Source organism: Burkholderia sp. JKS000303, from assembly GCF_002563755.1.
Taxonomy (GTDB): domain Bacteria; phylum Pseudomonadota; class Gammaproteobacteria; order Burkholderiales; family Burkholderiaceae; genus Burkholderia; species Burkholderia anthina_B.
The window spans coordinates 881965-904080 of the sequence record NZ_PDBZ01000003.1; the positions used below are offsets into that span (position 1 = coordinate 881965).

Genomic DNA, 22116 nt, shown 5'->3' on the forward strand with positions numbered 1-22116 from the left:
CGTGGATTCCCGCACAAATGGAAAGGAAAATGCCCGGTTTTGCGATTGCTGCAATGCGATCAGACCCCGTAGACACGCAATTGCCGCCTATCGGCCCGGCGATTCATTGCGTCGCACATCCTTGTCCAGCCTGGCTGCCGGCCGGTTCAGCGGGCCGCGTCCGGGCCCGCGGCGACGGCCTGCGCGGTATCGACGATCATAAAAAATCCCGGTTGCCAATCGAGTCCCGATTCCTTGACACCCTGTTCCAGATGTGAGTGCCAATCTTCACTGTCATTTGATAAGATGGGCCTCATCATTCGTTTGGAACACCTGCGCGTCGAGCGCGAACGCCGGGTCGCCTGAGTTGGAAACAAATACGGAACGAGGACCGCTGTCGCGGCCATCACGACTGCCTTGCCGGGTACGCGCGTTGCGCGGCCAGGAATCGGGGGCGGCCGTCTCGCCTCCGTCTACACTGTACGTTTTTTCTGGATCGGGGCGTGTCCATGGATGACGAAAACGATAGCGCGGTGCTCGAGGCGCATGTCGGTACGCGCAGCCCCTGCTGGCGTCTCGGCAGCGACAGCAATGCACTCGAGCTGGCCGCGGTTCGCGGCATGACCAATATCGCGATCGCGCTCACGGCCGAGCAGGCTGCGCGGGTTCGCGAGCTGACCGGCGTCACGTCGCACCTCGTGCTCGACATCGCGCTGTTCGGCAATGCGATCAGCCTCCATCTGGTCGGCCGGAAGGTCGATACGACAAACTGGGCCGGCACGGCCTCCGCCTATTCCGATACGCAGTCCGTCGCGAGCGATCTCGCGAACGGGCTCGCGTTCGCCGAGCAGGTCGTGTCCGAAGTGAATTCGCTCGTCGTGATTCTCGACCGCAACGGGATGGTGCAGCGCTTCAACCGCCTGTGCGAGGAAGTGACGGGCAAGCGCGAGGTCGACGTGGTCGGCCGCAGCGCGTTCGAATTGTTCATGAGCCCCGAGCAGGGCGAGCAGTCGCGCCACAACATCACCGGCTTCTTCGCGAGCAACCAGTCGTTCGCGGTCGAGCGTTACATCAACACGGTCAACGGGCCGCGCCTGTTCCAGTTCCGCAACAAGTTCGTGCAGAGCGGCAGCGGCGTCGACGAGCAGTTCCTGATCTGTTCGGGCATCGACATCACCGAGGAGCGCAACGCGCAGCAGCGGCTCAGCGAACTCGCGAACACCGACGTGCTGACCGGGCTGCCGAACCGGCATGCGATCAGCGAGCGCATCCACGCCGCGCTCGCGATAGATCGCACCGACATGCGCGGGCAGGTCGGCATCCTGTTCCTCGATCTCGACAACTTCAAGCGCGTCAACGATCACTACGGCCACATCACCGGCGACCGCCTGCTGCAGGACGTCTCCGCGATCATCAGCGGCTGCCTGCCGTCCGGCGCGACGCTCGCGCGGCTCGGCGGCGACGAATTCCTGGTGCTGTTCGAGCACGGCACGCGGCCGCTGCTCGAAGCAACGGCGCAGATCATCCTCGAGCGGCTGCGCACGCCGATTCACCTCGGGTTGATGGAGGTCTACACGAGCTGCTCGATCGGCATCGCGATGTATCCGCAGCACGGCGATTCGCTCGAGACGCTGATCCGCAGCGCCGACACCGCGATGTACGTCGCGAAGGAAGAGGGCAAGCACACGTATCGCGTGTTCTCGCAGGAGATGAACCAGAAGGTCGCGAAGTACATGTGGCTCGACACGAACCTGCGCAAGGCACTGGAAGACGAGCAGTTCGTGCTGCACTACCAGCCGGTCGTCGACATCGCGACCGGCGACGTGCACGGCGTCGAGGCGCTGATCCGCTGGCAGTCGCCCGATCGCGGGCTGGTCGCGCCGATCGAGTTCATCCGCTTCGCGGAGGAGTCGGGGCTGATCGCGCCGCTCGGGCGCTGGGTGATGCGCACCGCGGCCGCGCAGGCCGCTGCATGGAAGGCGAAGGGGCTCGGCGTGCGGATCGCGGTGAACGTGTCCGCGCGGCAGTTGCAGGACATGAACATCGTCCACCAGTTCGCGTCGATTCTCGACGGCTCGGGGCTGAAGCCGAGCCTGCTCGACATCGAGCTCACCGAAAGCAGCTTCATCGAGGACGAGGAATCGGCGCATCAGCTGATGAAGGAATTCCGCCAGCTCGGCGCGGAGGTCCATCTCGACGATTTCGGCACCGGCTATTCGTCGCTGTCGCAGTTGTCGCGCCTGCCGCTCGATTCGATCAAGCTCGATCGCACCTTCATCACCGGTATCGATCGCAATCCGCGCTCGCAGGCGCTGGTGCGCTCCGTCGTGTCGCTCGCGAAGGCGCTGAGCTTCTCGGTGGTCGCCGAAGGCGTCGAGACGCGCGAGGAAGCCGAATTCCTGAAGCAGATCCACGTCGATCACGCGCAGGGCTACTACTTCGCGCGGCCGATGCCGGCCCAGGCGTTCGAGGCGTGGCTCGCGGAGACGAGAAAGCTCAGGCTGATCGCCTGAGCGTCCGGTTGCGGCGCGCCGCCGGCGAGGCGGCGCGCTTCACGCGCGTTACACCGTGCGCAGCTTCGACACGCGCCGGTTCTGCAGCATCACCAGGCGTTCCATGTACGCGAGATCCTTCGGCTCGATCGTGAACGCCGCGTGAACCCATTCCTCGGTGATGTCCATCAGCTCGGAGCGCGTGAGCTGGAACACGCGCTCGCGCGCACGCAGCATCGCGCGAATGCCGTTCAGCTTCGGCTTCGTCACGTCGATGAAGGTACGCGTCGCGAGATACGCGTCGCCCGCTTCGAACGTCTGGTCGATCAGCCCCTGATCCTCGTACCACTCGGCCACATGCGCCTCGCCGGACGAGATCAGCGATTCCGCGACGCCACGGTTCGCCTTGCGCGACACCAGCGAATAGCCGCCCATGCCCGGGAACAGGTTGAACGCGATCTCGGGAAAGCCGAGCTTCACGCCCTTCTGCGCGAGTATGTAGTGGTGCGCGAGGGCGGCCTCGAAGCCGCCGCCCAGCGCGCTGCCCTCGACCATCGCGATCGAGATCGCCCCGGTGCCGAAGCCCGTGTAGATCTCGTACACGCCGTCGATGCACGAACGCGCGTAGGCCATCAGCTGATCGCGCCGGCCGCTGCGGATCGCGTCGACGAAGAAGCTCAGGTCGCCGCCGACGTTGAACAGCTCGGGAACGAGCGAGCCCGTCACCCAGAAGTCGAACTGCAGGCCGGAGTCGCGTGCGACGCGCGCGAGATGGATGATGTCGGTGACGAGTTGCTGGTTGAAGCACGGCCGCGGCTCCGATCGAAGCATCATCCACATGACATTGCGACCTTCTTCGTAGAACGCGGTCAGTTGCGTGAGTTCGCCTGCTTCATAAAACGGGCGGCACGCCGGATGGGATTGGAGTTGCATGGTATGTCCTCGTGATGTGGTTTTTCAAAGACCGCCGCGGCCGGTGTCGCGTGGGGCAACCCGCTCCCCGCATGGCGCCGGCCGCGAGGCATCGCCATTGTTGCGCGCGCACAAAACTCGAATTGCGGGGAATGACGCACGACCGGGACGCGGTTGCGCGTGGCATCCGGCGGGTTCGGCCTCGATCGGGGCGAATGGCGGAATCGGCCAGGCGGGCCGGCGGCGGGGTGTCGCGTCGCGCGAACGACGGCCGCAGCGCGACCCGGCGCGATCCGGGCGGGCGGTTTGGGGGCGGCGCGAGGGCGCCGGTACGGCGCACCGTTCGCTTACGCGTTGAAAGCGCCGCCGGGCCGTCGGCGGCCTCTTATGGAATGTGCGGACTGGCGCCGGGCACGCGGGTGGACTAGCTTGAGAGGATGACGCTGGTGCGCCCGGCGTTCCGGGAGGGGACCATGACCGCATTCCAGAAGATGTGGCAGTTGCTCGTCGGAAGGCCGCTGGACCCGCTCGATCCGCGCACGCGCCATGCGATCGCCGTGACGCCGTTGCTGGCGTGGGTCGGGCTCGGCGCCGACGGGCTGTCGTCGTCGTGCTACGGCCCGGAAGAGGCGTTCCTCGCGCTCGCGCACCACACGCCGCTCGCGCTGTTCCTGGCACTCGCCACCGCGGCGACGGTGTTCGTCATCGCGCTCGGCTACAACCAGGTGATCGAGCTGTTCCCGACCGGCGGCGGCGGCTATCGCGTCGCGACGTCGCTGCTCGGGCCGAAGCCGGGGCTCGTGTCGGGCGCGGCGCTGCTGGTCGATTACGTGCTGACGGTCGCGACGTCGCTCGCGAGCGGCGTCGACGCGTTCTACAGCCTGCTACCGGTCGGTGCGCAGGCGTTCAAGCTCACGACCGAGATCGTGCTGATCCTGTTGATGACAGGGCTCAATTTCCGCGGGATGCGCGAGTCGATCATGGTGATGCTGCCGATCTTCATCGGCTTCGTCGTGCTGCACTTCGGGCTGATCGTGTATGGCGTCGCCATACACGGCAGCAACCTGGCGATGATCGTGCCCGACGCCGTGCACGAGGCGCACGGGATGTCGCAATCGCTCGGCACGTTCGTGATGCTCGCGTTGCTGATGCGCGCGTTCTCGCTCGGCGGCGGCACGTACACGGGCCTCGAGGCCGTGTCGAACAACGTGAACATGCTCGCCGATCCGCGCGTGCCGAACGGCAAGGTGACGATGTGGTACATGTCGACGTCGCTCGCGTTCACGGCCGGCGGCATCATCCTGCTGTACATGCTGTGGCATGCGCGGCCCGTCGAAGGCGAGACGCTCAACGCGGTCGTGTTCGGCAGCGTGATCGACCATCTCGGGCTCGGGTCCGCATTCGCGCGGCATGCGCTGCTCGCGGCCGTGCTCGCGTTCGAGGCCGGGCTGCTGCTGGTCGGCGCGCAGACGGGCTTCCTCGACGGACCGGCCGTGCTGTCGAACATGGCATCGGATTCGTGGGTGCCGCGCCATTTCCGCGACCTGTCGACGCGCCTCGTGCGGCAGAACGGCATCATCGTCGTCGGCCTGTCGAGCCTGCTGATCCTGCTGTGGACGCACGGCAACGTCGACGTGCTCGTCGTGCTGTACAGCATCAACGTGTTCCTCACGTTCAGCATGTCGCTGCTCGGCCTGTGCACGTACTGGTGGCGCCATCGCAGCGAGCGCGGCTGGGCCAAGCACTTCTGCCTGTCGGCGCTCGGCCTGAGCGTGACGGCCACCGTGCTCGTGATCACGCTGATCGAGAAGTTCACGGCCGGCGGCTGGCTCACGGTGCTCGTGACGAGCGCGGTGATCGCGCTGTGCGTCATGATCAACCGGCACTACGCGTACACGCGCACGCAGCTCGCCAAGGAGGACGCATTGTTCTCGGGCACGCCGCCGGCAGTCGACGAGGCGAGCGCGCCGGGCCGGCCCGATCCGGAGCAGCCTACCGCCGTGCTGCTCGTCGGCAAGCATCGCGGCGCGAGCATGCACGCGCTGCTGTGGGTCAACCGGCTGTTTCCGGGGCACTTTCGCAACGTGATCTTTCTCGCGGTAGGGGAGGTCGATGCGAAGGCGTACGACGGACACGAGCATCTCGAACGGCTGCGTCACACGATCACCGAATCGCTCGACTACTACGTCGCGCACTGCCGCCGCAACGGCATTGCCGCCGATTACCGGATCGCGTTCGGCACGAATCCGGTCGTCGAGTTCATGAACCTCGCGTCGTCGACGCTCGATGCGTATCCGAACGCCGTATGCTTCGCGAGCAAGCTGATTTTCCGGCGCGTGAACTTCCTGACCGCGTGGCTGCACAACCAGACGCCGGTCGAATTGCAGGCGCGGCTGCATGTCGAAGGGCGGCAGATGGTGCTGCTGCCGATGAACGTCGGGTAGCGCCGCATCGGCCGCAACGCCCGGCGCCTGTTGGTAATTTCGCCACAGAAGCCGCGCCATTCCAGGGCCGTACGCTTGAATACATCACATTGTGATATAAAATAAAAGCAGGCCTTCGTGTCATCCGGCCTCTACGCCGTAAACGAACCCGGCCGCGCAATGCGCGCATCGTGCCGGGCGAACGTCCGGTTCAGAAGAACGGGGCGGCGGCCAGGCGCAGCAGGATGGCCGACGGCCTCGCCGCGACCGGCGGCTGGCGCCGCACGGTCTCGCGGCGACCACGACAAGGGGACATGACGATGATGGTTACGTTTCGGTCATCCGCCGCGCCGGATATCGTGATGTTGCGCGATCTGGCGCAGTACCTGCTGGGGCTCGTCGGGAAGGGACTCGACGTTCGCGGCGTGATTTCCACCGACGAATTGCCGGAGGCAATCGCCCGGCTCGAACAGGCGATCAGGGATGACGCGGCGCGGGAAAACGCATACGAGCATTCGACACGCGGGCTGCGCACCGAACTGGCGTCGCACGCCGGCGGGCTCGCGCAGCGCGCGTGGCCGTTGCTGGACATGATGCGTGCGGCCCATGCACAGGGCCGGCACGTGATGTGGGGTATGTAGGCGCGCATGGCGCGCGGCTGCCCCGACAACCGGACCTCCACTGGAAGGCCGACGGTTTCGCGTCGAACGACGCCGCACCGCCGGCCGATTTTTTTGCGTGGCGCGCTTACGGGTGATGGTGCGTATGCGAGCGCGGCGAGCGCCGCGCGGCCCGGTGCAGCAGCCTGTCGCGCGTGCGGTCGCGGCTGCGCCGTTCCGCGAAGAACAGCACCGCGAACACGAGGATCACGAGCAGCACGATGGTGGGGACGATACCGTTTTCCATGTCGCCTCCTGTAGCGTCGGGACGAGGGATGCCGCGCAACGTCAGCCCGCGGGCATGAAGGTGCCGGCGAGTTTCGTATCGATGAAGCGCTTGGCCAGCGCGATCGAGATCCTGACCGCATCCGAGTCGTTACGGAACACGTGGTGTTTCGGGTCGAGCAGGTGCGTCTCGTGACGGCCGCGGGCGTCGCACCAGTACACGACGGCGAGCGGCTGGTACAGCGCGCCGAGTTCGAGGCCTTCGCCGGCCACGGCGTCGACCAGCGCGCCCGCGCGGATCTCGCATTGGCGATAGGTCATGCAGAGCGGTGATTCCATGATGATCCCCTTCGCGGGCGCCGCGCGTTCCGACCCCGTGCCGTCAACGCGCACGTTGCGGCAGGACCGGGGCCGACGAACGATTGCCGTGCCGCATTCACGTGAGCAGCGGCATCGCTTCGATCAACGCGATCCCGATCAGTGCGCCGAGCGCCGCGCCGACCAGCTTCGGATGGCACCGTTCGAGGTGCAGCGCCGTCAAGAGCGCGCCGAACAGGATCACGCCCAGCAGCGCGAACGCAATCACGAGGTAGCCGATTTCGAAATCGTTGTTGATCAGCATGATGTCTCCTTCCCTGTGTCGGCGTGCCGGATTCGCCGGATCGCCCTTCGTTTCGGCGACGGTGCGCGCACGATTTGCCTGTCTGAATTATATATCACAACATGATATAAAAAGCGATCGCGCGGGGTACGCGCGACGAAGTGGCGACAACCTGCATGGATGGCGCGCGGCGCGATTGCCTGCATGCTCCGTTCATGGCGCTGCGGGCGGCCGCTGCGCGGCTTGACGCTCGCGGGTACGTCACCCACACTGGTTTGAGCGACGGGCGAGGGCGGCGCGAGCGCGGGTGTGGTCCGTGTCGATGCCTGCCCGTCGCGTCCGACCGAACACGAACGCGCGGAGAGCTTCGACGTGGTGCGTTTCCCGTTCCTCCGATTGACCGGCCGCGTGCCGGTGCGCGCTGTTGCGCTCGCCTGCGTCGTCGCTGCGGCTGTGCTGGCGTTTGCACGGCCCGCGTTCGCGGAGACGGACGACGCCGCGCCGGTGACGCTCGTGAGCGACGTCCACGTATTCGTGCTCCAGCGCGACGGATCGCTCGACGAACACGACGATTCGACACTGCGCGCGAACGATGCGAGCGGGATTGATGCGATCGCGCAGCGCTACGTGTGGTTCGACAAGAACCTGGAAAAGGTCGACCTGCTCGCGGCCGAGACGATCGATCTCGACGGCGTCGCGCATCCGGTCGGCGCCGACGGCATCCGCGACGTGCAGGAGCCGCGTTCGGCCGGCGCGCCGACGTTCCAGGACGGGTTGTTGCGCACCGTCGTGTTTCCCGGCGTCGAGGCGGGATCGAGCACGCGCATCGTGTTTCGCAAGACGCGCACGAAGCGCGTCAACGCCGGTTACTTTGGCTATTACGTCGAGCCGTCGCGCGAGCCGGTCGAGAGCCAGCGGTTGATCTTCGACCTGCCGGCCGACCTGCCGCTGCATGCGGACGCGCGCGGCTACGTCGCGCTGCCGCCCGTGACTGAAAACGGCCGCACGCGTTACGAGTTCGATTACCGGCACGGGCCGTACGACCGGATCGAGAGCGGCTCGGTCGGCTACCCGACCTACGGCGACCGGCTCGTGGTGTCCACGCTGCCCGACTACGCGGCGTTCGCCGCGCGCTACCGCGACGCAGCCGTCGACCCGGGCGCGAACGATCCGGCCGTCGTTCAACTCGCGCGTGCTCTCACCGCCGGCGCCGCCGATCCTCACGACAAGGCGCGCATCCTGTACGACTGGGTGCAGGCGAACGTGCGTTACGTCGCGCTTTTTCTCGGCGAAACGGCCGCCGCGCCGCATCGGGTGACGGACATCCTGCGCAACCGCTACGGCGACTGCAAGGATCACGTCGCGCTGTTCGGCGCATTGCTCGCGGCCGTCGGGATCCGCAGCGAACCGGTGCTGATCAATCTCGGCTCCGTCTATGCGCTGCCGTCGGTGCCCGGTTACGGCGGCGGCGCGATCAATCACGCGATCACGTGGCTGCCCGATCTCGGGCTCTACGCGGACACGACGACGGGCGGCATCGCGTTCGGCTACCTGCCGCCGATCGTGATGGATCGTCCGGCGCTGCTCGTCGATAGCGGTGTGCTGTCGCGTACGCCGGCCACGCAGCCGCGCCGCCGGGTCGCGCGGCTGGAGATCGATGCCGCACAGCCGGGTACCGCGCGTTTCCACGCGCTCATCGAGGACGACGGCTGGACGGCGGAACTCGAACGCACGCTGTTTCGCCGCGCGCCGCCCGAGCGCATCCGGCAGCTCGCGAACGAGCGTGTGCGGCAAAGCGGGCTGCGTGGCCGCGCGCAGATCGCGACGAGCGATCGCCGCGTGACGCAGGGGCCGTTCGACGTGACGATGACCGGCACGCTCGATCATCTGGTGTGGCCGGACGGCACCACGGCGGTGCCCGCGCTGTCGAGCCTGACGGGCGGGATCGCGACGCAGGTCGAAGGCTGGCTGACGGAGCCCGCGCGCACGCAACCGTGGGTGTGCATCGGCGGCGCGTTCGACGAGACCGGCCAGATCGCGCTGCCGGCCGACGTCGCGGTGACCGACCTGCCGGCCGATACGGTCGTGCACGACCGCTTCATCGACTTCACGTCGCATTACGTGTTCGACCCGGCCGCGCGCGTCGTGCAGATCACGCGCCGGATGAGCGCGGCGTTCGGCCGCCAGGTCTGCACGCCCGATGAGTTCACGGCGCTGCGTGCGTCGCTCGAACGCATCGAACGCGACACGCAGGCGCAGATCGTCGTGCGTGCGCAGCAGCGTTGAGCGCGGCGGACGCGGCGCGCGTCACGATCGACGCACAGGAGGGAAACATGACGACACGGGAATACGAGATCGCCGACCTGTCGAAGGAATTGCTGGGCCGGATCGTGCAGGGCATGGTGATGAACGGCGCGCCGGTGGATGCGCAACAGTGTGCGGCGCTTGCCGTGCAATGTGCGACGGCGCTGATGGACGAGCTCGACGCGCGCAGCGGGTGAGCCGGGCCGTCACGGCCGGCGGCGCGTGAGCGTGCGACCCGACGCGGCCGGCGCGCGCATCGGCATGCGTCGCGCGAGCCCCGTCACGCGTCGGCGTGCGTGTCGCTTTCCGCGCGCACCGCGCCCGGCGGCCGGCCGACCACGCGCTTGAATGCACGGCTGAACGCGGCGAGCGACCCGTAGCCGAGCCGGTATGCGACCGCCTCGATCGCTTCGCGGTCGCGTGCGATCCACTGCGCGGCGAGCCGCATCCGCAGTTCGGTCAGATAGCGCACCGGCGTCATCCCGGTGGCGGCAAGAAAGCGTTCGGCGAACACCGAGCGCGACACGCCGGCTTCGGCGGCCAGTTCCGCGACGCTCCAGTTCCGCCCCGGATCGCGATGCAGTGCGACGATCGCGCGGCCGAGCTTCGGTTCGCGCAGCGCCTGCACCCAGCCCGTCGCGTCGCCGCAGCCGCATTCGACCCAGCCGCGCACGATGAACGCGGCGACCACGTCCGCGAGCCGCGCCAGGATGCCCGCGAAGCCCGCCCGCGCGGAGCACGATTCGCGCTCCATCGCATCGAGCATCGGCCGGATTTCCGGGTAGCGCGCGAGCAGCGTGCCGACGTGCATGAACGCCGGCATCGTCCCGACGAGCGGCTGCATGCCGCCGAGATCGAGCTCCATGCACGCGCTGAAGATCAGCGCGTCGCCGGCGCCCGGCTCCGTCGTCGCGCACGACGTCGCGCCTACCGACGCGACCGTGTCGCAGATCTTCGCGACCTCGAACCCGCCGATCTCGCGGCACGCGGCGTCCGGATCGGACATCAGCGCATGCGTGAGGCCGTGCGGCAGCAGGATCGCATCGCCGGCCTCCAGCTGCACCGTCGTGCCGGCCGCGTCGCGCAGCAGTACCGGCCCGCGCCCGACGAAATGGAACTGCGCGCGGCCCGGCGCATGGCCGAAGCTCAGCCCGAACGGCCGCGGCACCTGGATCCGGCGGTACTGCACGCCGCTCAGGCGCATGCCGAGCAGCAGCTCGCTGACGAGGTCATGCGCGTCGGGTACATCGGGAAGCAGAGGCTCGGACATATCAGATTCGGACGTTCGATCAATAAGAGCGGATTGTATGTCATAGACCGTCCTGACGGGGTTCCTTACGATACGCCATCACTGGAACGCTTTTTTCATACGGAACCACGCATGAATCCCGGAATGTCCTCTACCGCCGCCACGGCGGCTTCCCGCGAACCGGCCTGGGGCGCGGTGTTCGCGATGACGCTCGGCGTGTTCGGCCTCGTCACCGCCGAATTCCTGCCCGCGAGCCTGCTCACGCCGATGGCCGACAGTCTCGGCGTGACCGAAGGCGTCGCCGGTCAGGCCGTGACGGCCACCGCGACCGTCGCGCTCGTCACGAGCCTGTTGATCTCCGCGCTGACGCGCACGATCGACCGGCGGCGCGTGCTGCTCGCTTTCTCGGTGCTGCTCGTCGCATCGAACCTCGCGGTCGCGTTCGCGCCCAACCTGACGACGTTGCTGGTCGGCCGCGTCGTGCTCGGCGTCGCGCTCGGCGGCTTCTGGACGATGGCGACGGCCACCGCGATGCGGCTCGTGCCGACCGCGATGGTGCCGCGCGCGCTGTCGATCATCTTCAGCGGCGTGGCGGTCGCGACGATCGCGTCCGCGCCGATGGGCAGTTACTTCGGGCACCTGATCGGCTGGCGCAACGTGTTCCTGATCGCGGCCGGAATCGGCGGCGTCGCGCTCGTGTCGCAGGTCATGACGCTGCCGTCGATGCCGCCGAGCGGCACGACGCGGCTGCGCACGCTCGTCGACGTGCTGCGCCGGCCGACCGTCGGCCTCGGGATGTTCGCGACGATCCTCGTGTTCACCGGGCATTTCGCGTTCTTCACGTATCTGCGGCCGTTCCTCGAACAGGTGGCGGGCGTCGGCGTGAACGGGCTGTCGGCGATCCTGCTCGGCTACGGCATCGCGAACTTCGTCGGCACGTCGCTCGCGGGCCGCGTGCTCGAACACCGGCTGCGGCCGATGCTGATCGGGATGCCCGCGCTGATGGTCGTGCTCGGCGTCGCGCTCGTCGCGCTGGGCCGCGCGCCGATGCTCGACGCGGTGCTCGTCGCGTTGTGGGGGATGGCGTTCGGCGGCGTGCCGGTCGCGTGGTCGACGTGGGTCACGCGCACCGTGCCCGACGAAGCCGAGAGCGCGGGCGGGCTGATCGTCGCGGCCATCCAGCTCGCGATCGCGACGGGCGCGGCGGTGGGCGGCGTCGTGTTCGACGCGAACGGTGCGGGCGGCGTGTTCCTGGGCGCGGCCGCGGTGCTGGCCGTCGCGGTGGCGACGATCGTGACCGGCGTGCCGAGGCGGGTCGGGGTGGCGGCGGCGCTGGCGGAGTGACCGATGCGTGAGCGCCGGCGGCGCGCTGCTCAGCGCGTCGGCGCGTGTGCGTCGAGCAACTGCCGGTGACGTGTTTCGGTGGCGTCGTCCGCGGGGAACATGCACTCCATCCGCAGTTCCTGCGCGGCGGCGCTTTGCGGCGTACCGACCGTCGTGATCAACGAGAAATAGCGCAGCACGACGCCTTCGTGCACGAAGCCGACCGGAACGACCGGCATCGACGGTGCGGCGGCCGGCGCCGGCGGCGTGTTCCAGTCGCGCGGGGCATGCGGACTGGCAAGCAGGTCGTCGAGCAGTCGCCGCGTATCGTCGTCGATCACGCGACCGACCGATTCGCGGTACACACGCTGCAGCAGGCTGCGCGACACGGTGTCCCAGTCGGCGACGAACGGCTGCATGCCGGACGGATCGAACATCAGGCGCAGCAGGTTGCGCGGGCCTTCGCGTGCGGCCATGTCGATGAAACAGCCGAAAAAGCGCGGCGCCGCGTCGTTGCTCATCAGCACGTTCCAGTGCCGGTCCATGACGATCGCGGGGAACGGGTCGTGCTGGCGGACGACCCGTTCGAGTGCGCGGATCACGCCATGCATTTCCGCCGCGTCCCACGGCGCGTCCGAATACACGGGCGCGTATCCGGCGGCGAGCAGCAGCGCGTTGCGCTCGCGCAGCGGCACGTCCAGCGTTTGCGCCAGCGTCAGCAGCGTGTCGCGTCCGGGCACGCTGCGTCCGCTTTCGATGAAGCTGATCTGGCGTTGCGAGATGCCGGCGTCGAGCGACAGGTCGAGCTGGCTCACGCCGCGCAGGTCGCGCCAGTAGCGCAACAGCCGGCCCAGTTCAGGCGGCGGCGCGTTCGGATCGCGGGTGCTCGCATTCATCGCGTTGTCCTGATCGTTCCGTGAGCGATGCCGACGACTATATCGAACTCACGCGGCGTCCGCATGCCACGCGAACGCCTCGAACGGCGCTTCGAGCGCCGGCCGCGCCACGCTGCCGACGTAGTTCGTGATCGTCGATGCGGCGACCACCGCGATCACTTCGAGCAACTGTTCGGCACTGAAGCCGGCGTCGAGGAAGCGCCGCCGGCCGGCTTCCGCCACGCGGCCACGGGTTTCGATCAGTGCGCGCGCCAGCGCCGACAGCGCGGCCAGCGCTGCGTCGTCGGGCAGGCCGCCGCGCCGGATCGCATCGACGTCGGCGGCGTGCACGCCCTGTTGCAAGGCGAGCGCGGTGTGGAAGGCGACCGGCCATTCGCTGGCGTTCGTGACCGCATTGGTAAGCAGCAGCGTCTGGATCTGCGGCTCCGTGAGGCTGCTCGCGTGCACGCGCTCGAACAGGCCGATGAACCCGTTGATCAGCACCGGCGAGGTGGCCATGGCCGCCGCGATGTTCGGGACCATGCCGAAGGTTGTGCGGAGTTGCTCGAGGACAGGCTTCGACTCGGCAGGGGCCGAGTCGATCGTATGAAGCGGATAGCGGGACATGACGCCTCCTGGGCGATGAGCGCCGCCGGCATGGCGGCGCGACACCTGAAGCGTAGGGACAGCCGCGCCGCACGCCAATTACATCGGATGTAATCGGTTGGGTTATGCGCGTTGCGTGACCACCGCCGCAAGCGCCTTCATCGCCTGCAGGTAAGGGTACGGCCCGTGACTGATGCGCGCGACGCCGTATCCGGCGAGTTCGGCCAGCGTCGGCGTTTCCGACACGCGCATGATGTTCACCGGCAGCGGCGATGCGGCCGTCAGCGCGCGAATCAGCGCCGGCGAACGCAGGCCCGGCACGAACAGGCCGTCGGCGCCGGCCGCCGCATAAGCGCGTGCGCGCGTCAGGACCGCGTCGAGCAGCCGTTCGTCGTGCGTGTCGGCCGCGGCCTTGAAGAACACGTCGGTGCGCGCGTTGATGAAGTAGCCGATCTCCGCTCGGTCGGCTGCCTGCCGGGCCGCCGCGAGACGTGCGGCGGCATCGTCGACCGTGCGCAGCTCGCCCGTCGCCGGGAAACTGTCCTCGAGATTGCAGCCGATCGCGCCGGCCTCGATGCTGCTGGCGATCGTGTCGGCGACCTCCTCCAGCCGCTCGCCATAGCCGCTTTCGAGATCGACGGTGACCGGCCGATCCGTCGCCTGGGTGATCCGCGCGAGCACTTCCATCATCAGCGCCTTCGGCATCTGCTCGCCGTCGCTGAAACCGTTGGCGGCCGCGACCGACCAGCTTCCGGTCGCCAGCGCGACGCCGCCCGCATCGGCGACGGTACGCGCGCTGCCGGCGTCCCACACGTTGAACAGCACCAGCGGCTCGCCTGCGCGGTGAAGCGAACGGAAATACGCGCCTTTCTCTTTGTTATTGCTGCTCATACTCGTCTCTCCTGGTGAAAACGGGATCGGCAGTCGTGCCGAACGATACGGTCACCGTATCGAGCGCCGCGAGGAAATCACGCGCATCGAACAGTTCGCCTAGGCTGCGGACGCCACCCGACGTCAGCGTCCTGCCTGTGAGCAGGCGAACCGTCGCCTCGACGATGATCGGTGCGCTGACCGCGTAGATGTCGCGTCCCGACGCGGTTGCGCGATGCGTGATGCCGTTCTGCACGACGACGGCGTCCATCGCGAATTGCTGCGCGGAGCGGCCGAGCGCGTCGACCGGTTGCGGCGCCGGCGTGCCGGCATCGCGGACGTCGCGCAGCGCGAGCGTCGCGAGCCAGGACTCGATCGTATCGACAGGCAGATGTCGCGCAAGTGTCATGACTTCGGAAAACGGCAGCAGCGTCACGTCGACGTCACCGAGCGGCGACGGGAACGGCCACCTGCGTTCGCGGGCGGCCGACGGCACCGCGGTCGGCTTGCCGCCCTTCAGGATGAGCCGGGTCGCATGATTGCGCTCGCCGGTCACGCGCGTGCCGCGGGTCGGATGCCAGCTGTCGAGGCCGGTCGCGATGTCGACGCGATCAATCGGCTGGTTCGGGTCGACCACGGCCGTGACGAGCAGGTCCGCCAGGCCGCCGTAGAACGCGGCGGCCGGCACGAGCGTCACGCCGGCGGCGCGCGTGTGCGCGTCGCGCTGTTCGGTCAGTGCCTGGATCGACGGCTGCTCGGCCGTCAGGTCGAGATACGGGATACCGGCCCGCCATGCCGCATCGGCGACCGGCAGCGCGGTATCCAGGTACGGCCCCGCGCAGTTGATCACGGCATGCGCGCCGCGCAGCGCGGCGTCGAGCGAGGCCGGATCGTCGACCGATGCGACGCGCCACGGCGCCGCGTCGTTGCCGTCTTGCGCCAGCCGCGCGGCATCGCGCCCGATGCGGATCGCGCCGAGGCCGCGCCGCGCCAGTTCCGCGAGCACGAATCGCCCGGTGTGACCCGTGGCGCCATACACTGCAACCGTCATTTGATCGTTCATGATCAACTCCGATACAGAACGGTCTGTTTTATAGTACAGACCTGTAGCGTCGTCAACCTCCAAGTGCTATCATCGGATGCACTTTCGCGGGACAGGCGGCCTGGACGGCCGGGCTTCAATGAAAAAGGGAACGAACACGAACGGGAGCGCGCCCGATACGCGCGAGCGCATTCTGCAAACGGCCAGCGAGCTGTTCTATCGGGAGGGCACGCGGGCGGTCGGGGTGGATCTGATCGTCGCGCAGGCGGGTGTCGCGAAGACGAGCCTGTATCGGCACTTCGCGACGAAGGACGACCTGATCGAGGCGTTCCTGCTGCGCGAGGACGCGGATTTCTGGGCGCACTGGGATGCGGTGGCGGCGCAGTACCGGCGCACGCCGCGCGAGGAGCTGGATGCGCAGCTTCAATGGATCGGCGAGCGCATCGCGCGCCCCGGTTATCGCGGTTGCCCGCAGATCAATATCGCCGCCGAGTATGCGGACGGCAATCATCCGGCTCGCAAGGTCGCCGTCGCGCACAAGCAGGAACTGCGGCGCCGCCTGACCGAGCTTGCGGACGCGATGCGGATCGACGAGCCGGAAACGTACGCGCTGCGGCTCGCGACCGTCATCGACGGCGCGCTCAGCAGCGGGCAGGCGCTGCACGCGCACGGGCCCGTGCGCTTCCTGCAGGAATTCGCGCAATTGCTGATGCCGAAGAAGGGCCGCAAGTGAGCGGTGCGCGCGTCAGTCTCGCGTAGCCGGATCCTCCGACAGCGCGCGCAACTGGCCGCGCAACCGGTCGACTTCTCCCGGCGCGAACGGCCGTTCGATGTCGGCATGCGTTTGCTGCCACACCGGAAACGCGTCGGCGAGCAGCTGCTGGCCGGCCGGCGTGAGTGCCAGCAGGCGGCTGCGCTTGTCGTCCGGATCCTGCGCGATCGTGACCAGCCCGCGCCGCTCGAGCGGCTTGAGCGCCGCGGTCAGCGTGGTGCGATCCATTGCGAGCAGCGACGCGACCGATTTCATCGCGGCCGGCTGCGGCCGGTTCAGCGACATCAAGAGCGAAAACTGGCCGTTGGTCAGATCCAGCGGGCGCAGCGCATCGTCGAAGATGCGCGCGAGATTGCGCGCCGCGCGCTGCGTGTGCAGGCACAGGCAGCAATCGCGCACCATCAGCGTCGTTTCGAAGGGAAGCTTTTCTTTGCGTGCCATGTTGCAATTGTGTTGATATCAACCTATCTTGTCAAGGGCGAGGCGCGGCGTCCTGCCGTGCCCGCCATCGGACGGAGGAAGCATGAGTGCTCAACAGCAGTTGTATCTCGCGGTATTCCTCGGCAGCAAGGAGAGCCCGCGCATGAAGGCCTGGATGGCGTTGCCCGAGCAGGAGCGGCGCACGCGCGAGCGGGAAGGCATCGCCGCCTGGCATGCGTGGGTTGAACGGCATCGCGACGCGGTCGTCGAGCTCGGCGGGCCGCTTGGCAAGACCAAGACCATCGGAGAGGGCGGCGTGAAGGACAGCGCCAACGCGATGGGCGGTTTCACCGTGGTGCGCGCCGCGTCGCACGAGGCGGCGGCCGCGCTGTTCGAAGGTCATCCGCATTTCACGCTGTTCCCGGGTGAGACGATCGACGTGATGCCGGTGCTTGCCGTGCCGGGCATGTGAACGGCGGCAGGCGCGGTGCGCGTCGTCGCGGTGATGGCGGTGAGGGTTGTCGCGATCGCGGTCGATGCGCCGGTGCCTGCATACGGACATTTCACCGACATTTTCGATGGAGACACTGCGATGAAGCTTTACGGATTCGCCGGCACGCGCTCGCAACGCGCGCTCTGGGGGCTCAAGGAGCTGGATGCGGATTTCGAGTTCGTATCGGTCAACCTGCTGGCGGGCGAGCACAAGCGCCCCGAATTCCTGCGTCTCAATCCGGCGGGCAAGGTGCCCGTGCTGGTGGATGGCGATCTCGTGATTCCGGAGTCCGCCGCGATCGTGCTGTATCTCGCGGACAAGTATCCGGAGAAGGCGCTGCTGCCCGTCGATCCGGCGCTGCGTGCGCAGGCATACCGGTGGGTCATGTTCGCGGTGACGGAGCTCGAGCAGCCGCTGTGGCGCATCACGCGGCATTCGTTCATCTATCCGCCCGAGAAGCGGCTGCCGGCCGATATCGCGCTTGCGCGCGAGGATTTCGCGACGATGGCCGCGATTCTCGACCGGCATCTGGAGGGGCGCGAATTCATCGTCGGCGATACGCTGACGGTGGCCGATTGCGTGACGGTGTATCTGATCGATTGGGCCAGCGAGTGCCATCTGATCGATGCGTTTCCGCAGTTGCGTGCGTATGTCGATCGGCTGTACGCGCGGCCGAAGGCGCCGCAGCGGATCGCGGATGCGCGCAAGGCGGCGTGAGGGGGGAAGTGGTGCGAAAGGGTGGTCGGTCATGTCGGTTGGCGTGATCGACCACGCAATCTCGCCGGCCTGCGGCTACGCTCCCCCGACAGGCCCACCCAGCGCACGACACAGCGCCGACAAGTCGCGAACGGTCAGATGCGGGGACGGGGCGCGATGCGCCGCCTGCTCCGCTTCCGGGCGTTCATCGCGCACCACCCAAGCCGCCTGCAACCCCGCATTCAACGCACCGACGATATCGAGGTGAAAGTCGTCGCCGACATGCAGCAGCTCCGCCGTAGGCACACCGAGCGCCGCGGCGGCCGCATGAAAGATCTCCGGCTCCGGCTTCGCGAACCCGAACGCCCGCGCGCTGAGCGTTTCACGAAAGAACTCGCCGCCGCCGGTCAGCCGCAAATCCGCATTGCCGTTGGTCACCGCGATCAGCGGAAACCGCGCGCTCAACCACGCGAGCGCCGGCAACGCATCGTCGAAGAACTCGACCTGGTTCCGCGCGGAATAGAACACGTCGTATGCGCGGTCGGTCAGCGTGACGTCTTCGTTCGCGCGTTCCAGCGCAAGCCGGATCGACCCGATTCGCATCGCACGATAGTCGCTGGCGAGATCCGGCCGCAGGCGCTCGTATTCGTCGCGCAACGCGCTCAGCGCGTGCGGCGTCGGCAGCACGCCCGCGGTGTTGGGCGCATGTTCGGTGAGCCACGCATGCAGCGACGCTTCGGCCCGCTGGACGGAGGGTCCGAACGGCCACAGCGTGTCGTCGAGATCGAGCGAGAGGGCGGAAACGTGGTTGAGGCGCATGGCGATGGAAGATACCACGCAACCGCCGCTCACCACGGCCACGGGATCGAGCGGCCCGTCCCGTTGTCGACGGCCTGCCGATACAGGAAACGCGCAACGGTCAGATCCTGAAGCGCGAGGCCCGTCATGTCGAAGACGGTGATGTCGCGCGCCGGGCGATCGAACGGTACGGCCCCGGCGAGCACGTCGCCGATCTCGGTGCGCGGCAGATCGGGCGCCCACTGGCACTCGCCGATGCTGCGCGCCTGCTCGTGATCGTCGACGACGATGCGCGCACGCTGCAAGACGCCGTCGGGCAGTTCGCGCTTGCCCGCGGTATCGGCGCCCACGCAGGTCAGGTGGGTGCCGGGCTGAACCGCGTCGGCGTCGAACAGCGGGCCGCCGCCCGGCGTCGCCGTGATGACCACGTCGCTGTCGGCCACAGCATCGTTGCGATCCCGCGCGACGCGGATGTCGCAGCGTGCGTGGAAGGCCGATTCGAACTCCGGATCCGTTTCGCCGCTGACGTTCACGTACTGCACCGTGCACCGTTGCGGCAGCAGCCGGATCGCATAGTCGAGCTGCACGCGTGCCTGCACGCCGGTGCCGAACACGCAGATTCGCGCGCTGTCGCGGCGAGCGAGCGCCCGCAGCCCGAGGCCGCCGGCCGCGCCGGTGCGGGCGGTGGTGATCGCATTGCCGTCCATGATGCAGAGCGGGCGGCCGGTGGCCGGATCGAACAGCGCGATGGTCGCCTGATGCGGCTCGCCGCCCCGGTTCCGGTTGGCGGGCCAGAACCCGGCCGCCTTGAAGCCGAGCAGATCCTGGCTCGCGACGTCGCCCGACTTGATGCCGAACACGCCGCCGGTGTGCAGCTTCTCGCGCACGACCGGGAACACGCGGCCGGCGCGCTGACTGTGCAGCACGAAGGCTTCGCGGACTGCGGCCAGCACCTGTTCGGCTTGCAGGGCCGGCTCGACGACATCCCGGTCGAGAAGAAGGAGTTGGGCGTCTGTCGGCATGATGGGCGAGCCTGTAGCGGTGCAATACGAATTGCGATTTTTATATTTTGTCCAGATGTGGACAAATAGTCAATATCGTGCGGACACACGCGCGGCGCGGGGTTTCTCGCTGAAAATCGGCGCATTACCGGCCGCGACGCTGCTTACCACCCGTAGAAGCGTGGCCAGGTCTCGACGGCCCCGTCGCCGCTGAGCGCGTGATATTCCGGGTGCTGTGCGCCGGTCGCGCATGCGTGGTTCGGCAGGATCCGCAAACGGGTCCCGATCGGGAAGCGCTGCGCGATGCCCGTGTCCGGCGTACCGATGCGGGACACGATGCCGTGCTCCTGATTGGCCGAGCTCATGACGTACTCGCCCAGCACGTCGCCGTCCTCGGTACACACCTGCCCGTAGCCGAAATCCCGCGCCTGCCGCTGCGTGCCGCGATCGCGGCTCATTGCCATCCAGCCCGCGTCGACGATCGCCCAGCCTTTCTCCTCCTGGTGTCCGATGACGGTGGTCAGCACCGACAGCGCGATGTCGGACAGCGCGCACACGCCGATGTTGTGCATCACGAGGTCGAACATCACGTACACGCCCGCGCGGACTTCCGTGACGCCGTCGAGGTTGTCCGCCGACAGCGCGGTCGGCGTCGATCCGATGCTCACGACCGGGCACGGCAATCCGGCCGCCCTGAGGCGCCCGGCGGCGCGCACGGTGCGGCTGCGCTCCTGTTCGGCGAGCGCGACCAGCGCTTCGCGCGTGTCGTATTCGTAGCTGGAGCCGGCATGCGCGAGCACGCCGCCGAGCGTCATGCCGCCGTCGACCAGCGCACGGCCGACGGCGATCAGCAGGTCGTCGTCGGGCGCGATCCCCGATCGGTGGCCGTCGACGTCGACTTCGATCCAGACGTCGAAGCGCTCGCCGTGCTCGCGTCCGAATTCGGCGATGGCATGTGCGGTCTGCAGGCTGTCGGCGACGATCTTCAGGTCGCAACCCTGTCGGCGAAGCGCGAGCGCCTGGCCGAGCTTCGCGGGAATCATGCCGACGGCGTAGACGATGTCGCGCACGCCGCCCGCGAAGAACTGTTCGGCTTCCTTCAGCGTCGACACCGTGATGCCTTGCGCACCGGCGGCGATTTGCGCGTCGACGACGTGCTGGCACTTGGTCGTCTTCACGTGCGGACGGAACCTGACGCCGAGCGCGTCCAGATGGGCCTGCATGCGCGCGATGTTGGCACGCATGCGACCGGCGTCGATCAATGCGGCGGGGGTGTTCGGGAGAGAGATGCCCATGATGGGTTGCCTTGAGGGTTGCCGATGCGAACACTGTAGGGCGTTTGGAGGGCCGTGCGTTTAATGGATGGCAAATCGACCATTAAGCGGGATTTAATCGACGGATGCGGCTCATGCGTTGCCGCGCCACGGTGGCGGATTGAGGAACTGCGTCGCGGCTTCGAGGAAAACCCGTTGCCGCGCGGAGCGGCCGGTGCGCGACGGCAGCAGTGCGGTCACGGGCGCGGGCGGCAGATGCCAGTCGGGCAGCAGCCTGACGAGCTTGCCGTTGGCGAGCAACGGCGCGACGTCCCACTCGGAGCGCTCGACGATGCCGAGCCCGGCCAATGCCCAGTCGGTGATGACGGTGCCGTCGTTCGACGACAGCGCGCCCGTCACGCGGATCACGGCAGATCGTCTGGATTCGCCTTTGCCATCGCCGGCCTGCGAGAAGCGCCAGCGCGGAATGTCCTCGTCGTTCTCGCGCAGGCACAGGCAGTCGTAGCGGGCGAGATCGGACGGGTGGTTCAGTTCCCGGATCCGGCGCGCGTAACCGGGGCTCGCACACAGTAAGCGCTCGTTGGGTGCGAGCGGATAGCCGATCCACGACGACGACTTCAGGCTGCCGACATGGACGACCACGTCGGCGCCCGATGCGCTGGTCAAGGGGCTCTCCGACAGATGCAGCGAGATTTCGAGCTTCGGGTGCGCGCGCTGCACGTCGCGCACGATCCGCGCGACGTACTTGCGTCCGAAGCCGAACGGCGCGACCACGCGCAGCGTGCCCTGCACGTCGCCGTGGTCGCCGGCGATACTGACCGGCAGTGCCTCGACGCGCTCGAGAATCACGACGGCCTCCTGGTACAGCCGCTGCCCTTCGTCGGTCAACGCGATCCCTTTCGACTGCCGCACGGCGAGCCTGACGTTCAACCGCGTCTCCATCCGCTGCAGGCGGATCGTGACCGCGGGCGGCGTGAGGTCGAGCAAGCGTGCGGCGGATGCCAGGGAGCGCGATGCGCCGATCGCGCGAATCAGTCGGAGGTCTTCGAGGTCGAGCATTGCATGTCTCTTAATGCCGGGTATGCCGACCATTAAACCTCAC

The 22116-nt window shown here is 67.8% G+C and carries 23 protein-coding genes; 9 read left to right on the plus strand and 14 right to left on the minus strand.

Annotated elements, in window-relative coordinates; genetic code table 11:
* The first annotated feature begins 488 nt into the window (after window positions 1-488).
* Entirely contained in the window at window positions 489-2492 is a 2004-nt protein-coding gene (pdeR, locus tag BX604_RS31955; protein WP_098554785.1) for a cyclic di-GMP phosphodiesterase, read from the plus strand.
* Window positions 2493-2540: 48 nt separating this feature from the next.
* On the opposite strand, the gene BX604_RS31960 is transcribed toward pdeR, so the two are convergent.
* Window positions 2541-3404 (minus strand): crotonase/enoyl-CoA hydratase family protein, encoded by an 864-nt coding sequence (locus BX604_RS31960; RefSeq protein WP_098554786.1) that lies wholly within the window; start codon window positions 3402-3404, stop codon window positions 2541-2543.
* Window positions 3405-3856: 452 nt separating this feature from the next.
* On the opposite strand from BX604_RS31960, the gene BX604_RS31965 reads away from it, so the two are divergent.
* Both BX604_RS31965 and BX604_RS31970 read left to right on the plus strand, forming a co-directional pair.
* Entirely contained in the window at window positions 3857-5827 is a 1971-nt protein-coding gene (locus tag BX604_RS31965) for an APC family permease (RefSeq protein ID WP_098554787.1), read from the plus strand.
* Window positions 5828-6126: 299 nt separating this feature from the next.
* Entirely contained in the window at window positions 6127-6447 is a 321-nt protein-coding gene (locus BX604_RS31970) for a DUF1840 domain-containing protein (RefSeq protein ID WP_098555197.1), read from the plus strand.
* A 106-nt stretch (window positions 6448-6553) separates the two neighbouring features.
* Here the strand turns inward: BX604_RS31970 and BX604_RS39215 are convergent, their stop codons facing one another.
* From BX604_RS39215 to BX604_RS31980, 3 genes are all read right to left on the minus strand, one after another.
* The gene (locus tag BX604_RS39215) at window positions 6554-6712 is read right to left on the minus strand and encodes a hypothetical protein (RefSeq protein WP_175800696.1); all 159 of its coding nucleotides are present in this window, start codon (window positions 6710-6712) and stop codon (window positions 6554-6556) included.
* Window positions 6713-6753: 41 nt separating this feature from the next.
* Window positions 6754-7029 (minus strand): hypothetical protein, encoded by a 276-nt coding sequence (locus tag BX604_RS31975; protein WP_098555200.1) that lies wholly within the window; start codon window positions 7027-7029, stop codon window positions 6754-6756.
* 97 nt (window positions 7030-7126) lie between these two features.
* Complete coding sequence (locus BX604_RS31980) at window positions 7127-7312, minus strand: hypothetical protein (RefSeq protein WP_096500306.1); 186 nt, start codon at window positions 7310-7312, stop codon at window positions 7127-7129.
* Between the two features lie 351 nt (window positions 7313-7663).
* Here BX604_RS31980 and BX604_RS31985 point away from each other — a divergent pair, with 351 nt between their 5' ends.
* Entirely contained in the window at window positions 7664-9577 is a 1914-nt protein-coding gene (locus BX604_RS31985) for a DUF3857 domain-containing transglutaminase family protein (RefSeq protein WP_098555202.1), read from the plus strand.
* 47 nt (window positions 9578-9624) lie between these two features.
* Window positions 9625-9792: a hypothetical protein gene (locus BX604_RS39220; protein ID WP_175800695.1), complete on the plus strand. Its 168-nt coding sequence runs from the start codon at window positions 9625-9627 to the stop codon at window positions 9790-9792.
* An 83-nt stretch (window positions 9793-9875) separates the two neighbouring features.
* On the opposite strand, the gene BX604_RS31995 is transcribed toward BX604_RS39220, so the two are convergent.
* On the minus strand, window positions 9876-10865 hold the full coding sequence (locus tag BX604_RS31995; protein ID WP_098554789.1) for an AraC family transcriptional regulator: 990 nt from the start codon (window positions 10863-10865) through the stop codon (window positions 9876-9878).
* A gap of 111 nt (window positions 10866-10976) precedes the next feature.
* Between BX604_RS31995 and BX604_RS32000 the strand changes: the two genes are divergently transcribed.
* Window positions 10977-12188: an MFS transporter gene (locus BX604_RS32000; protein WP_098554790.1), complete on the plus strand. Its 1212-nt coding sequence runs from the start codon at window positions 10977-10979 to the stop codon at window positions 12186-12188.
* A 29-nt stretch (window positions 12189-12217) separates the two neighbouring features.
* Here the strand turns inward: BX604_RS32000 and BX604_RS32005 are convergent, their stop codons facing one another.
* From BX604_RS32005 to BX604_RS32020, 4 genes are all read right to left on the minus strand, one after another.
* The gene (locus BX604_RS32005; protein WP_098554791.1) at window positions 12218-13063 is read right to left on the minus strand and encodes a helix-turn-helix domain-containing protein; all 846 of its coding nucleotides are present in this window, start codon (window positions 13061-13063) and stop codon (window positions 12218-12220) included.
* Window positions 13064-13111: 48 nt separating this feature from the next.
* On the minus strand, window positions 13112-13669 hold the full coding sequence (locus BX604_RS32010; protein WP_098554792.1) for a carboxymuconolactone decarboxylase family protein: 558 nt from the start codon (window positions 13667-13669) through the stop codon (window positions 13112-13114).
* A 102-nt stretch (window positions 13670-13771) separates the two neighbouring features.
* A complete protein-coding gene (locus BX604_RS32015; RefSeq protein ID WP_098554793.1) occupies window positions 13772-14539 on the minus strand; it encodes an isocitrate lyase/PEP mutase family protein in 768 nt (255 codons plus the stop codon).
* Complete coding sequence (locus BX604_RS32020; RefSeq protein ID WP_098554794.1) at window positions 14526-15581, minus strand: saccharopine dehydrogenase family protein; 1056 nt, start codon at window positions 15579-15581, stop codon at window positions 14526-14528. The genes BX604_RS32015 and BX604_RS32020 overlap by 14 nt, the downstream gene beginning before the upstream one ends.
* A 118-nt stretch (window positions 15582-15699) precedes the next feature.
* On the opposite strand from BX604_RS32020, the gene BX604_RS32025 reads away from it, so the two are divergent.
* The gene (locus tag BX604_RS32025; protein WP_098554795.1) at window positions 15700-16293 is read left to right on the plus strand and encodes a TetR/AcrR family transcriptional regulator; all 594 of its coding nucleotides are present in this window, start codon (window positions 15700-15702) and stop codon (window positions 16291-16293) included.
* Between the two features lie 12 nt (window positions 16294-16305).
* Here BX604_RS32025 and BX604_RS32030 read toward each other — a convergent pair whose 3' ends face one another.
* Window positions 16306-16773, minus strand: a complete 468-nt coding sequence (locus BX604_RS32030) for a MarR family winged helix-turn-helix transcriptional regulator (RefSeq protein WP_098554796.1) — start codon at window positions 16771-16773, stop codon at window positions 16306-16308.
* 82 nt (window positions 16774-16855) lie between these two features.
* Here BX604_RS32030 and BX604_RS32035 point away from each other — a divergent pair, with 82 nt between their 5' ends.
* Together BX604_RS32035 and BX604_RS32040 are read left to right on the plus strand one after the other, a co-directional pair.
* The gene (locus tag BX604_RS32035) at window positions 16856-17224 is read left to right on the plus strand and encodes a YciI family protein (protein ID WP_098554797.1); all 369 of its coding nucleotides are present in this window, start codon (window positions 16856-16858) and stop codon (window positions 17222-17224) included.
* 120 nt (window positions 17225-17344) lie between these two features.
* Entirely contained in the window at window positions 17345-17962 is a 618-nt protein-coding gene (locus BX604_RS32040) for a glutathione S-transferase family protein (RefSeq protein WP_098555204.1), read from the plus strand.
* A 75-nt stretch (window positions 17963-18037) separates the two neighbouring features.
* On the opposite strand, the gene BX604_RS32045 is transcribed toward BX604_RS32040, so the two are convergent.
* The 4 genes from BX604_RS32045 to BX604_RS32060 form a co-directional block, all read right to left on the minus strand.
* On the minus strand, window positions 18038-18760 hold the full coding sequence (locus BX604_RS32045; RefSeq protein ID WP_098554798.1) for an HAD family hydrolase: 723 nt from the start codon (window positions 18758-18760) through the stop codon (window positions 18038-18040).
* Window positions 18761-18789: 29 nt separating this feature from the next.
* Window positions 18790-19761 (minus strand): ornithine cyclodeaminase family protein, encoded by a 972-nt coding sequence (locus BX604_RS32050; RefSeq protein WP_098554799.1) that lies wholly within the window; start codon window positions 19759-19761, stop codon window positions 18790-18792.
* 143 nt (window positions 19762-19904) lie between these two features.
* Complete coding sequence (locus BX604_RS32055) at window positions 19905-21035, minus strand: DSD1 family PLP-dependent enzyme (protein WP_098554800.1); 1131 nt, start codon at window positions 21033-21035, stop codon at window positions 19905-19907.
* A 111-nt stretch (window positions 21036-21146) separates the two neighbouring features.
* Window positions 21147-22106 carry a LysR family transcriptional regulator gene (locus BX604_RS32060; RefSeq protein WP_098554801.1) on the minus strand — a complete coding sequence of 320 codons (960 nt, stop codon included), beginning with the start codon at window positions 22104-22106 and terminating at the stop codon, window positions 21147-21149.
* Window positions 22107-22116: the final 10 nt, after the last annotated feature.

Coding starts and splice junctions, on each gene's coding strand:
- pdeR (WP_098554785.1), top strand. CDS start 489: ATGGATGACGAAAACGATAGCGCGGTGCTCGAGGCGCATGTCGGTACG.
- BX604_RS31960 (WP_098554786.1), bottom strand. CDS start 3,404: ATGCAACTCCAATCCCATCCGGCGTGCCGCCCGTTTTATGAAGCAGGC.
- BX604_RS31965 (WP_098554787.1), top strand. CDS start 3,857: ATGACCGCATTCCAGAAGATGTGGCAGTTGCTCGTCGGAAGGCCGCTG.
- BX604_RS31970 (WP_098555197.1), top strand. CDS start 6,127: ATGATGGTTACGTTTCGGTCATCCGCCGCGCCGGATATCGTGATGTTG.
- BX604_RS39215 (WP_175800696.1), bottom strand. CDS start 6,712: ATGGAAAACGGTATCGTCCCCACCATCGTGCTGCTCGTGATCCTCGTG.
- BX604_RS31975 (WP_098555200.1), bottom strand. CDS start 7,029: ATGGAATCACCGCTCTGCATGACCTATCGCCAATGCGAGATCCGCGCG.
- BX604_RS31980 (WP_096500306.1), bottom strand. CDS start 7,312: ATGCTGATCAACAACGATTTCGAAATCGGCTACCTCGTGATTGCGTTC.
- BX604_RS39220 (WP_175800695.1), top strand. CDS start 9,625: ATGACGACACGGGAATACGAGATCGCCGACCTGTCGAAGGAATTGCTG.
- BX604_RS31995 (WP_098554789.1), bottom strand. CDS start 10,865: ATGTCCGAGCCTCTGCTTCCCGATGTACCCGACGCGCATGACCTCGTC.
- BX604_RS32000 (WP_098554790.1), top strand. CDS start 10,977: ATGAATCCCGGAATGTCCTCTACCGCCGCCACGGCGGCTTCCCGCGAA.
- BX604_RS32005 (WP_098554791.1), bottom strand. CDS start 13,063: ATGAATGCGAGCACCCGCGATCCGAACGCGCCGCCGCCTGAACTGGGC.
- BX604_RS32010 (WP_098554792.1), bottom strand. CDS start 13,669: ATGTCCCGCTATCCGCTTCATACGATCGACTCGGCCCCTGCCGAGTCG.
- BX604_RS32015 (WP_098554793.1), bottom strand. CDS start 14,539: ATGAGCAGCAATAACAAAGAGAAAGGCGCGTATTTCCGTTCGCTTCAC.
- BX604_RS32020 (WP_098554794.1), bottom strand. CDS start 15,581: ATGAACGATCAAATGACGGTTGCAGTGTATGGCGCCACGGGTCACACC.
- BX604_RS32025 (WP_098554795.1), top strand. CDS start 15,700: ATGAAAAAGGGAACGAACACGAACGGGAGCGCGCCCGATACGCGCGAG.
- BX604_RS32030 (WP_098554796.1), bottom strand. CDS start 16,773: ATGGCACGCAAAGAAAAGCTTCCCTTCGAAACGACGCTGATGGTGCGC.
- BX604_RS32035 (WP_098554797.1), top strand. CDS start 16,856: ATGAGTGCTCAACAGCAGTTGTATCTCGCGGTATTCCTCGGCAGCAAG.
- BX604_RS32040 (WP_098555204.1), top strand. CDS start 17,345: ATGAAGCTTTACGGATTCGCCGGCACGCGCTCGCAACGCGCGCTCTGG.
- BX604_RS32045 (WP_098554798.1), bottom strand. CDS start 18,760: ATGCGCCTCAACCACGTTTCCGCCCTCTCGCTCGATCTCGACGACACG.
- BX604_RS32050 (WP_098554799.1), bottom strand. CDS start 19,761: ATGCCGACAGACGCCCAACTCCTTCTTCTCGACCGGGATGTCGTCGAG.
- BX604_RS32055 (WP_098554800.1), bottom strand. CDS start 21,035: ATGGGCATCTCTCTCCCGAACACCCCCGCCGCATTGATCGACGCCGGT.
- BX604_RS32060 (WP_098554801.1), bottom strand. CDS start 22,106: ATGGTCGGCATACCCGGCATTAAGAGACATGCAATGCTCGACCTCGAA.